Raw genomic sequence first — 13,436 nt, 5'->3', positions numbered from 1 at the left:
ACACGGAGAGTTCGGTGGCGCGCGCGATCGTGAGCCGTACTAGGCTTTAGAACGCAAAAACGGCAGCCCGCGGGCTGCCGTTGTTTTTAAAGGTCGCCGCTCAAGCCTGGCGGTAAATCAGCCGGCCCTCAAACAGCAGTTCGCTGGCGTCCAGCCGGGCGTCGCCGCTGGGCGGCGCGGCGCGCTCGAACACGAAGCGCTGGCCCTGATATTCGATCCAGGCGTTGATCGGCTCTCCCTGAAAACGACCCAGCACTTCCTCTGAACGGGTGACGAAGGCGTTGTCGGGCAGCACGAAGCCTTGCTGCGCGGTTTCCGTCGGGGCTTCCTCCAGCGTCCAGTTGTCGTCGCCGGGCGGTTGCGGATCGTTGCGGGTGGCCATGTGCAGCCACATGCGGAAGGCCCAGTGCGGGAGCAGCACGCGGTGAACGCGTTTGTCGTCGGTAATCACGCAACGCACCGGAAAGCCGGCGCCGCAGGACGGGCAGCGCGCCTGGGCCGCGAGGAAGATCTTGTCCTGCTGCTTGCTGGCGATGCCTTCCATATGCTCCGAGCCCACCATCGCGCGACAGCTGGGGCAGTGTTTGCCGAAGCGGCGCACGCTGTTGCCGTTGGCAAAGGAAATCGGCAGGAAACGGGAAATCTTGTCGGGTCTGGCCATCGCTAGGGGTTCCGGAACTGAAAAACGCGGTCCGCCGGGCTGAGGGCCGCGGCGGTTTCGGCCCTCATTATACCCCGGCCTCGTCGTGGAAGGGCTCCAGCGTCAAGCGGCAAGCCATGCGATGGCTGGCGCCGGGAGCCAGCTCTCGGACATCGTCGCCGGCGTTGGCGGTTTCCACGCAGATGAAATCAAGCCAGGCGGTTGTCGGCAAGTCGCCCAGCAAGGCCGTCTTTTCTGCCGCCGGGTTCCATACCACCACGCTGCCGGCGCCTTCCGCTGTGACGCGAATGCAACGTTGCCAGACCGGGTCGCGGAGCAAGGCGGGCCGCTCGCTGTAAACAATGCTGTCCACTTCGCCGTGAAAGCGGAACTCGCCGTCCGGCCAGCGGCGTTCGCGGCCTGCCACCTTGTCGTGACAGCGTGCGCCGTCCAGGCCGGACAGCGTGGCCAGACGCGCGTCGCCCACGGCTAGATAGCTGTGCAGCGCGGCGCCCAGTCGCAGGGGACGATCCCCGTGATTGCGGGTGGTCAGCGCCGCCTCCACCGCCGCGCCCAGCCGGTATTCCATTTTCGCCGTAAGGCCGTGGTGTTGGGGGCCGGAGAGTTTCACGTGGAACGCGCCGGCGTCTTCCCTGACCTCGTCCAGACGCCAGGCTTGCGTGCGCGCCACGCCGTGGGCCGGCTGAGTCGGGTCGTCCGGATGCGGGCCGAACCAGGGCCAGCACAGCGGCACGCCGCCGCGTATGGCCTTGCCCGGCAGGTAGCGCGCCTGCGGCGACAAATACAGCAAGGGTTGTTCGCTGGCGGGGCGGAAACTGAGCAACTGGCCGCCCAGCAAGGAGATTTCCGCGTGGAAATCCGCCGCGGCAATCACGAGAATATCGACGCCGGGCGCGCGGTTGGACAGCGAGGCGGCGGGAGGCAGGGCGACGGACATACGGGGTTCCGGGCAAAAAACCGATGATAGCGCGCTATAGCCAGCGGCGCAGCGTCCACAACGGGCCTATCAGCAGGAATTGCAGGTCGCGCAAGAAGGAGGGCTTTTTGCCCTCGATCGCGTGGCCGACGAACTGGCCGATCCAGGCGACGACGAACAGCCCCAGAGAGAAGAGCGCCAGCGGCAGTCCGGCGCGCGTCGCCGCCTCCAGCGCCAGCAGCATGGGCAGGCACATCGTCGCCATGGCCAGCGCCGGGGTTCGGCCCAGCCGCCAATAGAAGGCCAGGCCGGCGGCTACCGCCAGCCAGGCCGGATTCAGCGGCGCCGGCACGCTGGAGAGCAAACCCAACAGAGCGAACACGATGGCGGGCACGCAGATTTTGTGGATGCGGATATTGACGGGATGGCGGTGACTGAGATCATACTCTTGCAACCATTGCTCAAGCGTCATGTCTGGCCTCGCAAACGGGCGACGGGTTTCCATCTTGGCGCAGACGCGGGACGGCGGCAATGCCCGCGGCCGGTTTTGTCTGCGCTGGATCAGGGGCTTGCGAGCCGCCTTGGGCTACAATCCTTTTGCCAACCGTTCAATCTTCTAGGTCCCAAGGTGTCATCCACAGCACAACCGCGTTATCTGCGCATCAAGGAATACATCCTTGAAGGCATCCGTTCCCGCCAGTTTCTGCCCGGCGGCAAGATTCCGCCCGAGCTGGAGTTGGCGCGCCAGTTCCAAGTGTCGCGCATGACCGTCAACAAGGCGGTGCGCGATCTGGCCGAGGCCGGCATTCTGCTGCGCTTCGCCGGCGACGGCACTTATGTGGCCGAGCGCAAGGCCGAATCGCCTTTGCTGGACATCAACAATATCTCCGAGGAAATCGAGGCGCGCGGCCACCGCCACAGCGCCGACGTTTACGAACTCAAGGCCGTGCTCGCCACCGAGGACGTGGCTTTGCGCCTGGGGGTGAAGGAAGGCAGCACGGTATTCCGCTCCTTGATCGTGCACCGTGAGGACGACGTCGCCATCCAGTTGGAAGACCGCTACGTCAACCCTGCCTTCGCGCCGGATTACCTGGAACAGGATTTCAGCAGCCGCACGCCGAACGACTACCTGATGAAAAATTGTCCGCTGACCGATATCGAGCACAGCGTGGAAGCGGTGCTGCCCTGCGCGGCGGAGCAGGCAATGCTGGACATGACGGCGCGCGAACCCTGCCTGTTGGTTTTACGCCGCACCTGGTCGCACAAGAAGCTGGTCAGCTTTGCGCGGCTGACCCATCCGGGCTCGCGCTATAAGCTGCGTTCGCAAACCCGGGTCAAGCGTTGAGCGCCCGCGCCGTGGCGCCTGATGGTTCGCGGCGTTTTAATGTATATACAAATTGGCGTTGAATTTTCGCGCTCGTGCAAGCCGCCCTCGGGCGGCTTTTTTGTTGCCATGCAACATCAAATGATTGTCCTATAAGTAAAATCTGCCAATTCGGCCTATTTACAAAAATCACGGCTCCAAACTTGACAGGCAGTTTGGATAGGATTAATTGTATATACAAATAACCCGCAGCGAGCCCACCATGAGTCAAGCCGAAACGGATCGCCGCAGCCTGTGGATCAACGCCAGGCTGGCGACGATGGACCCGAGCCTCCCGGCGCCTTACGGCGCGTTGGAAGGCCATGCGCTTTTGCTGGAAGCCGGCCGCATCCTCGCGTTGCCGCCGGCCGCGGACATTGACCCCGAGGGCTTCGACGGCGCGGTGATCGACGCCAAGGGCGCTTGGATCACCCCAGGCTTCATCGATTGCCACACCCACTTGGTTTACGGCGGCAACCGCGCCGCCGAATGGGAAAAGCGCCTCAACGGCGTGCCTTATCAGCAGATCGCCGCCGAGGGCGGCGGCATCGTATCCACCGTGCGCGCCACTCGGGCGCTGGACGAGGCCGGCCTGGCCGCCGCCGCCAAGCCGCGGATGCGCGCGCTGATGGCCGAGGGCGTGACCACGGTGGAAATCAAGTCCGGCTACGGCCTGAGTCTGGAGGACGAACTCAAGCAATTGCGCGCGGCGCGGCGCTTGCGGGACGAACTGCCGGTGGAGGTGTCCGCCACCCTGCTGGCCGCCCACGCATTGCCGCCGGAGTTCGCCGGCCGCGCCGACGCCTACATCGACCATATCGTCGACGCCATCCTGCCTGCCGCAGCCAGCGCCGGCTTGGCCGAGGCGGTGGACGCTTTCTGCGAAAGCGTGGGATTCAGCCCGGCGCAGACCCGCCGCGTGTTCGAGGCGGCGCGCGCCCACGGCCTCAAGATCAAAGGTCATGTCGAGCAGCTTTCCAATCTGCACGGCGCCGAACTGGTGGCCGAGTTCGGCGGCTGGTCCGCCGATCACGTTGAATACCTGGACGCCGCCGGCGTGGCCGCGTTGAAGGCCGCCGGCACCGTGGCGGTGCTGCTGCCGGGCGCCTTCTATTTCCTGCGCGAGACCCAGAAACCGCCGGTGGAACTGCTGCGCGCCGCCGGCGTGCCGATGGCGGTGTCCACCGACCTCAATCCCGGTACCAGCCCGTTCGCCTCCATCCGGCTGGCGATGAACCAGGCCTGCGTCTTGTTCGGCCTGACGCCGGAAGAGGCGCTGGCCGGCGTCACCCGCCATGCGGCGCAAGCGCTGGGCCGCGGCGGCAGCCACGGCCGGCTGGCCGCCGGTCATGTCGCCGACTTGTTGGTATGGGACATCGATTCGCCGGCCGAGATCGTCTACGGCCTGGGCGACAATCCTTTGCGCCAACGCGTATTCCGCGGCGTGGCGCAGCATATGAAAGGCTGTTGAAGCATGAGCGTGGACATGAGTGTTTGGAGCGGCCGGGTCGACGCCGGCGAGGGCGATCTGGCGCGGCGCTGGCATCAGCTGGCGCGCCCCTACGCCGCCGGCCTGGAGCCGGGCGTCGGTATTGTCGGCTTTGCCTGCGACGAGGGCGTGCGGCGCAACCAGGGCCGCGTTGGCGCGGCCGCCGGGCCGACGGCGATCCGCAAGGCGCTGGCCAATCTGGCCTGGCACCAGGCGCTGCCTTTGTGCGACGCCGGCGACGTGGCCTGCGCCGACGGCGACCTGGACGCCGCGCAGGCGCGGCTGGGCGAACAGGTACGCCGGCTGCGCGCCGACGGCCACTTTCCGCTGGTGCTGGGCGGCGGTCACGAAACCGCCTACGGCACTTGGCGCGGCCTGGCGGCGGCGCATCCGGGCAAGGTGATCGGCATTGTCAATTTCGATGCCCATTTTGACCTCCGCGAAGCGGCCGAAGCCACTTCCGGCACGCCGTTCGCCCAAATCGCCGCCGACTGCGCGCAAGCCGGCCGGCCTTTCCACTATCTGTGCTTGGGCGTGGCCGAGCCGTCCAACACCCAAGCGCTGTTCGCCCGGGCCCGCGCGCTGGGCGTGCAATGGACGTTGGACAGCGACATGACGCTGGATACCTTGTCCACGGTGCGCGGCGCGATGATGGCCTTCGTCGATCAGGTGGACATCGTCTACCTGACCATAGATCTGGATGTATTGCCCGCCAGCGTGATGCCGGCGGTTTCCGCCCCCGCCGCCATGGGGGTGGCGCTGCCCGTGGTCGAGGCCCTGGTCCGGCGCCTGGCCGAAAGCGGCAAATTGGCGGCCGCCGACCTGGTGGAATTGAACCCGGCCTTCGACATCGACAGCCACGGCGCCAAGACCGCCGCCCGGTTGGTATGGAGCATAGGCCGGCACCTGAAACAAGCCTGAACCCGATAGTAGCGATAGCGTCATTCCCCGCCCGCCGGGTCACAACCGGCGGCGGGCTTACAAAGGAGAATACCGATGTCCGACCCGCGTTTTGATCCGACCCGCCACATCCGCGCGCCGCGCGGAGCCGAATTGACTTGCAAGAGCTGGCTGACCGAAGCCGCCTACCGCATGATCCAGAACAATCTGGACGCGGAAGTGGCCGAGCACCCGCAAAGCCTGGTGGTGTACGGCGGGATTGGCCGCGCCGCCCGCGACTGGAAGTGCTACGACACCATCCTGGACGTGCTCAAGCGTCTGGAGGACGACGAAACCCTGTTGGTGCAATCCGGCAAGCCGGTGGGCGTGTTCAAGACCCACGCCGACGCGCCGCGCGTTTTGATCGCCAACTCCAATCTGGTGCCGCACTGGGCCAACTGGGAACACTTCAACGAGCTGGATAAGAAGGGCCTGATGATGTACGGCCAGATGACCGCCGGCTCGTGGATCTACATCGGTTCGCAAGGCATTGTGCAGGGGACCTACGAAACCTTCTTCTCCGTGGCTAACCAACACTTCGACGGCAAGCCGCAAGGTCGCTGGATTCTGACCGGCGGCCTGGGCGGCATGGGCGGTGCCCAGCCGCTGGCCGCCACCATGGCCGGCTTCAGCATGATCGCCGTCGAATGCGACGAGACCCGCATCGATTTCCGTCTGAAAACCCGTTATGTGGACCGTAAGGCCAAGACCTTGGACGAGGCGCTGGCCATCCTGGATGAGGCCAAGCACAGCGGCAAGGCGGTGTCGGTGGGCCTGTTGGGCAACGCCGCCGACGTGTTCACGGAACTGGTTGAACGCGGTATTACTCCGGATGTGGTCACCGACCAGACCTCGGCCCACGACCCGGTGCACGGCTATCTGCCGCAGGGCTGGACCGTGGAGCAATGGCGCGCCAAGCAGAAAACGTCCGCCGCCGAAATCACCGCCGCCGCCAAGCAGTCGATGGCGGTGCAGGTGCGCGCGATGCTGACTCTACAGCAACGCGGCGCCGCCACGCTGGACTACGGCAATAACATCCGCCAGATGGCGCTGGAAGAAGGCGTGGCCAATGCGTTCGACTTCCCCGGCTTCGTGCCGGCCTATGTGCGCCCGCTATTCTGCGAAGGCATCGGCCCCTTCCGCTGGGTGGCGCTGTCCGGCGATCCGGAAGACATCTACAAGACCGACCAGAAGGTCAAGGAATTGATTCCGGACGATCCGCACCTGCATAACTGGCTGGATATGGCCAATGAGCGCATCAGCTTCCAGGGCTTGCCGGCGCGCATTTGCTGGGTGGGCCTGAAGGACCGAGCCCGCCTGGGCCTGGCCTTCAACGAGATGGTCAAGAACGGCGAGTTGAAAGCGCCCATCGTGATTGGCCGCGACCACCTTGACTCCGGTTCGGTGGCCTCGCCCAACCGGGAGACAGAAAGCATGAAGGACGGTTCCGACGCCGTGTCCGATTGGCCTTTGCTGAACGCCTTGCTCAACACCGCCGGCGGCGCCACCTGGGTGTCGCTACATCACGGCGGCGGCGTGGGCATGGGCTTCTCCCAGCACTCCGGCGTGGTCATCGTCTGCGACGGCAGCGACGCCGCCGCCAAGCGGGTGGGCCGCGTGCTGCGCAACGACCCGGGCACCGGCGTGATGCGTCACGCCGACGCCGGCTATGAGATCGCCGAGAACTGCGCGAGAGAGCAGGGATTGGACCTGCCGATGCTGAAGCGCTGAGCATCGCGGACAGCGGTCATGGACGATGGCGCCGAGTTTCGGCGTCATCGGGCGGTTTGGCCGTTACGCTCAAGCAACAGATTTGGCGCCATAACTATTCCAAGCCGAACTGTCGAATGCCGCTACAAAGGAGACATCGCTGATGAGTGTCGAGCATTCCCTGCCGTTTTCCCCGAATAACGTCAGCGCCTTGCTGCGTTTGCTCACTTATAGCCTGATTGGAATCCTGCTGTTTTTCCTGCCCCTGGAGATTGCAGGCAACTCCACGATTCCCTTGGACCACGCCGCCAGTTATCTGGCCAATGCGCAGCGTGAGCTGGCGGTGACGTTGGTGATGTTGCTGATCGCCTATGGCAGCATCGCGCCGTTTGTTTCCGGACGCTGGCGCGTTAGCGCCGTCAACATAGTGTTCAGCTTGCTAAAGTTGGCCGGTTTGGCGCTGGCGATTCTGTATCTTACCCGCCTGGGGCCGTCGCTGTTGTTCGAAAAGGATATGTTGCCCTTCTTGTTCGACAAGCTGGCTTTGACGGTGGGCCTGATCGTGCCGCTGGGCGCCGCCGCCCTGGCGTTTCTGATCGGTTTCGGCCTGCTGGAGTTGGTGGGCGTACTGATGCAGCCAGTGATGCGGCCGATATGGCGCACGCCAGGCCATTCCGCCATTGACGCGGTGGCTTCTTTTGTCGGCAGTTATTCGGTGGGTTTGCTGATTACGAACCGAGTGTTTCTGGAAGGCAAGTACACCATACGCGAGGCCGCCATCATCGCCACCGGGTTTTCCACCGTGTCGGCGGCCTTCATGGTGATTGTGGCCAAGACGCTGGGCTTGATGCCGATCTGGAATTTCTACTTCTGGTCCACTCTGGTGGTGGCGTTTACCGTGACCGCTATCACCGCCTGGCTGCCGCCAATCTCGCGCATGGATAATCAGGGCGGCGTGCGCGATGAACTGCCGGCCGGCATGACGCGCTGGCAGGCGGCCTTGGCCGCCGGTTTGCGGCAGGCCAAGGCTGCGCCGAGTCTGACGCGGGTCTTGATCGTGAATCTGCGCGATGGCCTGGCCATGGCGGGCGCCGTGGTCCCTTCCATCCTTTCGGTAGGGCTGATCGGCTTATTGCTGGCACGGTATACGCCCTTGTTCGATGTGCTGGGCCTGTTGCTGGCACCGGTGGCATGGTTGGCTGGTTTGAGCGAGCCGATGTTGACAGGCAAGGCCCTGGCCGCAGGGCTGGCGGAAATGTTCTTGCCGGCGATCCTGCTGAAGGACGCTGATTTGCTGGTGAGGTTTGTCGCCGCGGTGGTGTCGGTCAGTTCCGTGCTGTTTTTCTCGGCTTCCATTCCCTGCATCCTGGCGACCAGAATTCCGCTATCGGTACGGCATCTGGTGTTGATCTGGCTGCTGCGCACGGTGTTGGGAATATTGCTGGCCGCCGGCATCGGTCATCTAGCGCTGTGGCAGGGCTGGTTGGGCTGAGATGGGAAGGCTGGAATCTACCGTCGGGGAGGCTCGGCAATGCGGGGGCCGGCCAAACACGGATAATAAGCGACAATTTCAGGATTGCACCTGAAGATCGGAATTGAGGAGACACTAAATGGAGCAACAAACGTTGACGCGCGGTCTGTCCGCCCGTCACATCCGTTTCATGGCGCTGGGCTCGGCCATCGGCACCGGCTTGTTCTACGGTTCGGCGGCGGCGATACAAATGGCCGGCCCGGCGGTATTGCTGGCCTATCTGATTGGCGGCGCCGCCGTCTACATGGTGATGCGCGCGCTGGGCGAGATGGCGGTGCATAACCCGGTGGCCGGTTCCTTCGGCCATTACGCCACCAGCTATCTGGGCCCCTTGGCTGGGGTGATCACCGGCTGGACCTACGCCTTTGAGATGATCATCGTCTGCCTGGCCGATGTGACCGCCTTCGGCATCTATATGAGTTTGTGGTTTCCGGAAGTGGACCGCTGGGTCTGGGTGCTGAGCATCATCTTCTTCATCGGCGCCTTGAACCTATGCAGCGTCAAGGTGTTTGGCGAAATGGAGTTCTGGCTGTCCATCGTCAAGGTGGGGGCTATCGTCGCGATGATCATCGGCGGCGTGGCCATCATCCTGTTCGGTTTTGGCAGCGCCGAGGCCAGCGGCCTGCACAATCTGTGGTCGCACGGCGGTTTCATGCCCAATGGCTGGGGCGGGGTGGTCGCCTCGTTGGCGGTGGTGATGTTCGCCTTCGGCGGCATCGAGATCATCGGTATTTCCGCCGGCGAGGCGCAGGACCCGCAGCGCACCATCCCGCGCGCGATCAACGCGGTTCCGGTGCGTATCCTGTTGTTCTACGTGCTGACGCTGACCGTGCTGATGTCGATCTTCCCGTGGCCGAAGATCGGCAGCCAGGGCAGCCCCTTCGTGCAGATTTTCGAAAGCCTGGGCATTCCCGCCGCCGCTCACATTCTCAACGCGGTGGTGATCTCGGCGGCGATTTCGGCGATCAACAGCGACATCTTCGGCGCCGGCCGCATGTTGTACGGCATGGCGCGTCAGGGCCAGGCGCCGCAGAGTTTCGCCAAGCTGTCGGCCAACGGCGTGCCGTGGATGACGGTGTTGGTCATGGCCGCCGCCTTGTTGTTGGGCGTGGTGCTCAATTACCTGATGCCCAAGGACGTGTTCTTGCTGATCGCCTCCATCGCCACCTTCGCCACGGTGTGGGTGTGGCTGATGATCTTGCTGTCTCAGGTGGCGATGCGCCGCCAGATGAGCAAGGAGCAGGCGGCGGAGCTGAAATTCCCGGTGCCGTTCTGGCCGTACGCGCCGCTGGCGGCGATCGGCTTCATGTTGTTTGTGATCGGCGTGCTTGGTTACTTCGAAGATACCCGCTCTGCGCTGCTGGTGGGCATGGTGTGGGTGGCGCTGGTGGTGGCTGGACATTTCCTGTGGAGCCGGGTGCTGGCGCCCGGCGTGGAGGCTCAGGCCCAGCGCGACGCCGCGTAAAGGCGCGGCGCAAGGTTTTTTATCCGGCGGGCGCGGGCTCGCCGGAACATTCAAGCCGCTTGCCGGCAGGGCGCGATAACACAAAACCAGCGCTCACCGCGGCGAGCGGCGCTGCAAACGCTTTAGAAGGAGAACCTCAAGATGGCATTGAATATTGTTCCCGGCACGCTCAGCCTGGCCGAGCTGCGCCGCGTTTCACGTGAAACCGATTTGCAACTGCGGCTGGATCCGTCCAGCCACGCCGCCATCGACGCCTCCGCCGCCACCGTGGCGCGGGTGCTGTCCGAAGGCCGCACCGCTTACGGCATCAACACCGGTTTCGGCTTGCTGGCCAATACCCGCATCGCGCCGGAAGAGCTGGAATTGCTGCAGCGCTCCATCGTGCTCTCCCACGCCGCCGGCATCGGCGCGCCGATGGACGAATCCACCGTGCGCCTGGTGATGGCTTTGAAGATCAACTCGCTGGCGCGCGGTTTTTCCGGCATCCGCCGGCTGGTGATCGAGGCGCTGGTCACCTTGTTCAACCAGCGCATCTATCCAGTGATTCCGCAGAAAGGCTCGGTGGGCGCGTCCGGCGATCTGGCGCCGCTGTCGCATATGAGCGCGGTGTTGATCGGCGAGGGTGAAGCCTTCGTCAACGGCACCCGCGTGCCGGGCGTGGTGGCGATGCGCTCCGCCGGCCTGGAGCCGATTACTCTGGCGCCCAAGGAAGGCCTGGCCTTGCTGAATGGCACCCAGGCGTCCACTGCCTTTGCGCTGGAAGGTCTGTTCGCCGCGGAAGACCTGTACGCCTCGGCCTCGGTGGCCGGCGCGCTGTCGGTGGAAGCCGCGCTGGGCAGCCGCACGCCGTTCGACGAACGCATTCACGCTGTGCGCGGCCACGCCGGCCAGATCGACGCCGCCCGTATTTACCGCAGCCTGCTGGAACATAGCGAGATCGAAGGCTCGCACGAAAACTGCGGCAAGGTGCAAGACCCGTACTCGCTGCGCTGCCAGCCGCAAGTGATGGGCGCTTGCCTGACCCAGATTCGCCAAGCCGCGGCGGTGCTGGTGGTGGAAGCCAACTCAGTGTCCGACAACCCGCTGGTGTTCGCCGCCGACAACGACATCCTGTCCGGCGGCAACTTCCACGCCGAGCCGGTGGCCTTCGCCGCCGACAATCTGGCGCTGGCGATTGCCGAAATCGGCTCGCTGTCCGAACGCCGGATGGCGCTGCTGATCGACAGCAATCTGTCCAAGCTGCCGCCCTTCCTGGTCAATAACGGCGGGGTCAACTCCGGCTTCATGATCGCCCAGGTCACCGGCGCGGCCCTGGCTTCGGAAAACAAATCGCTGGCGCATCCGGCCTCGGTGGACAGCCTGCCCACCTCGGCCAACCAGGAAGACCACGTGTCCATGGCCACTTTCGCCGGCCGCCGTCTGCGCGACATGGCCGGCAACACCGCCGGCATTCTGGCGGTGGAATTGCTGGCCGCCTGCCAGGGCGTGGACTTCCGCGCGCCGCACAAGACCTCGGCCAAGCTGGAAGCGGCCAAGGCGGAGTTGCGCGAGCAGGTGAGCTTCTACGACAAGGACCGCTACTTCGCGCCGGACATCGAGAAAGCCGCCGCGCTGGTGGCCAGCGGTTCCTACAACCGTTTCGTCGAGACCGGCCTGCTGCCTTCGCTGTAAGCACTCAGCCCACCGCGTAAAGGGAAAGCGGCGGGTTGTAAAACGCCGGCTCCAGGTGTTTCCTGGGCCGGCGCGCTCGTCTCCGGCAAGCCGGAGGCGAAGCTGATAATCATGAGCCATCAGACCATGATGCGCGTAGTTCGGGGAATGGAGCCCGGCGGTGCCGGGACGCCAGACTATCGACGCGCCCGCCAAGATGGGCGTGAACGAGGAGACTCCGATGAATGCCGTAGTGTTAGCCGTATTGGTCATGATGGCCTTGAGCCTGTCGCGGGTGCCGGTGGTGTTGGCCCTGATTCTTTCCGCCGCCATTGGCGGCATTTACGCGGGCATGTCGCCAGAGGCGGTGGTGCAAGCGTTCAACGGGGGCTTGGGTGCCGGCGCTCCGGTGGCGCTGGCCTATGCGACCTTGGGCGCTTTCGCCATTGCGCTGTCGCGCACCGGCATTGTGCAGGGGCTGTCGGGCCGGATGGTCGGCTACATCCAGCACGGAGGGCATTCGGAGCGCATGCTGCGCGTGGTCAAGTGGAGTTTGCTGGCTTGCCTGGTGCTGGCCGGTTTCGCCTCGGGCACCGTCATTCCCGTGCATATCGCCTTCATCCCCATCCTGGTGCCGCCTTTGCTACTGGTGATGAACCGGCTGCAACTGGACCGGCGCGCGGTGGCCTGCGCCATCACCTTTTCCATTACCGTGATGTATATGACGATGCCGATCGGCTTCGGCGCCATCTTCCTCAACGATATCCTGGTGGGCAACATCAACAAGGCCGGCGCGGCCAGCGGCTTTCAGGTTGGCTTGAGCGCGGCACCTTTGGCCATGCTGATCCCAGCGTCGGGCATGGTGTTTGGTCTGGCGCTGGCCTTGCTGTTCAGCTATCGGCGGCGGCGCAGTTACCAGGATGTCGCCGTGACCGGCGGTGAACACGGCAGCGTCAAATTGGGTCCTTGGCAGCGGGTGTCCATTGGCGCGGCCTTGTTGCTGTCCTTGCTGGCGCAGCTGTGGACCGGGTCCATGGTGTTTGGCGGCCTGGTGGGTTTTGCCTTGATCTCCGGCTCCGGGGTGATGCGCTGGACCGAACTGGACAGCCATTTCACTCAGGGCATGCGCCTGATGGCCCAGGTGGGCTTCATCATGATCGCCGCGGCGGGCTTCGCCAGCGTGATGAACGCCAGCGGCGACGTCCAGTCGCTGGTGCGTTCCTCGGTGGCGCTGATTGGCGACAACCGCGCGCTGGCTGCTTTCATGATGTTGTTGGTGGGTTTGCTGATCACCATGGGGATAGGCTCGTCCTTCTCCACCGTCCCCATCATCGCCTCCATCTACGTGCCGCTGGCCTTGGGGTTCGGGTTTTCCGAACTGGCCATCGTTTCGCTGGTCGGCACGGCCGCGGCCTTGGGCGACGCCGGCTCGCCGGCGTCGGATTCCACTCTGGGGCCGACCGCCGGTTTGAACGCAGATGGCCAGCATGATCATATGTGGGGCACGGTGGTGCCGACTTTCCTGCACTTCAACCTGCCCTTGCTGGGCTTTGGCTGGGCCGCCGCGATGCTGCTGTGAGGGCATGAAAAAGCCCCGCTGGGCGGGGCTTGATTGAAGAGGCGAGCCGGGCTTAGAGCGTGTTTACGATCTAGCGAGCTAAGGCGAGACAAGGCGAAAACGGCTGAGGAAGCGATGGTGCATGAGCATTTCG

At 64.5% G+C, this 13,436-nt stretch carries 11 protein-coding genes; 8 read left to right on the top strand and 3 right to left on the bottom strand.

Annotation, left to right across the window (positions count from 1 at the left end):
- Nucleotides 1-100 precede the first annotated feature (100 nt).
- From B0T39_RS13640 to B0T39_RS13630, 3 genes are all read right to left on the bottom strand, one after another.
- The gene (locus B0T39_RS13640) at nucleotides 101-661 is read right to left on the bottom strand and encodes a hypothetical protein (protein WP_081547479.1); all 561 of its coding nucleotides are present in this window, start codon (nucleotides 659-661) and stop codon (nucleotides 101-103) included.
- Between the two features lie 67 nt (nucleotides 662-728).
- Nucleotides 729-1,598 (bottom strand): D-hexose-6-phosphate mutarotase, encoded by an 870-nt coding sequence (locus B0T39_RS13635; RefSeq protein ID WP_081547477.1) that lies wholly within the window; start codon nucleotides 1,596-1,598, stop codon nucleotides 729-731.
- A gap of 34 nt (nucleotides 1,599-1,632) precedes the next feature.
- Entirely contained in the window at nucleotides 1,633-2,049 is a 417-nt protein-coding gene (locus tag B0T39_RS13630; protein ID WP_081547475.1) for an Mpo1 family 2-hydroxy fatty acid dioxygenase, read from the bottom strand.
- Between the two features lie 156 nt (nucleotides 2,050-2,205).
- On the opposite strand from B0T39_RS13630, the gene hutC reads away from it, so the two are divergent.
- The 8 genes from hutC to B0T39_RS13590 all read left to right on the top strand — a co-directional run bounded on the left by hutC (nucleotide 2,206) and on the right by B0T39_RS13590 (nucleotide 13,303).
- Complete coding sequence (gene hutC / locus B0T39_RS13625; RefSeq protein WP_141111223.1) at nucleotides 2,206-2,922, top strand: histidine utilization repressor; 717 nt, start codon at nucleotides 2,206-2,208, stop codon at nucleotides 2,920-2,922.
- A 241-nt stretch (nucleotides 2,923-3,163) separates the two neighbouring features.
- The gene (hutI, locus tag B0T39_RS13620) at nucleotides 3,164-4,411 is read left to right on the top strand and encodes an imidazolonepropionase (protein ID WP_039756608.1); all 1,248 of its coding nucleotides are present in this window, start codon (nucleotides 3,164-3,166) and stop codon (nucleotides 4,409-4,411) included.
- Nucleotides 4,412-4,426: 15 nt separating this feature from the next.
- The gene (gene hutG, locus B0T39_RS13615; protein WP_085951935.1) at nucleotides 4,427-5,350 is read left to right on the top strand and encodes a formimidoylglutamase; all 924 of its coding nucleotides are present in this window, start codon (nucleotides 4,427-4,429) and stop codon (nucleotides 5,348-5,350) included.
- A gap of 75 nt (nucleotides 5,351-5,425) precedes the next feature.
- Nucleotides 5,426-7,099, top strand: a complete 1,674-nt coding sequence (gene hutU / locus B0T39_RS13610) for a urocanate hydratase (RefSeq protein WP_081547471.1) — start codon at nucleotides 5,426-5,428, stop codon at nucleotides 7,097-7,099.
- 142 nt (nucleotides 7,100-7,241) lie between these two features.
- A complete protein-coding gene (locus B0T39_RS13605) occupies nucleotides 7,242-8,570 on the top strand; it encodes a YjiH family protein (protein ID WP_019104160.1) in 1,329 nt (442 codons plus the stop codon).
- Between the two features lie 118 nt (nucleotides 8,571-8,688).
- On the top strand, nucleotides 8,689-10,074 hold the full coding sequence (locus B0T39_RS13600; RefSeq protein ID WP_081547469.1) for an amino acid permease: 1,386 nt from the start codon (nucleotides 8,689-8,691) through the stop codon (nucleotides 10,072-10,074).
- Nucleotides 10,075-10,215: 141 nt separating this feature from the next.
- On the top strand, nucleotides 10,216-11,745 hold the full coding sequence (gene hutH / locus B0T39_RS13595; RefSeq protein ID WP_081547467.1) for a histidine ammonia-lyase: 1,530 nt from the start codon (nucleotides 10,216-10,218) through the stop codon (nucleotides 11,743-11,745).
- A gap of 220 nt (nucleotides 11,746-11,965) precedes the next feature.
- Complete coding sequence (locus B0T39_RS13590) at nucleotides 11,966-13,303, top strand: Na+/H+ antiporter family protein (protein WP_081547465.1); 1,338 nt, start codon at nucleotides 11,966-11,968, stop codon at nucleotides 13,301-13,303.
- Nucleotides 13,304-13,436: the final 133 nt, after the last annotated feature.

Source organism: Chromobacterium haemolyticum (genome assembly GCF_002081825.1).
Taxonomy (GTDB): domain Bacteria; phylum Pseudomonadota; class Gammaproteobacteria; order Burkholderiales; family Chromobacteriaceae; genus Chromobacterium; species Chromobacterium fluminis.
This window is presented reverse-complemented; position numbering and strand designations above follow the sequence as displayed.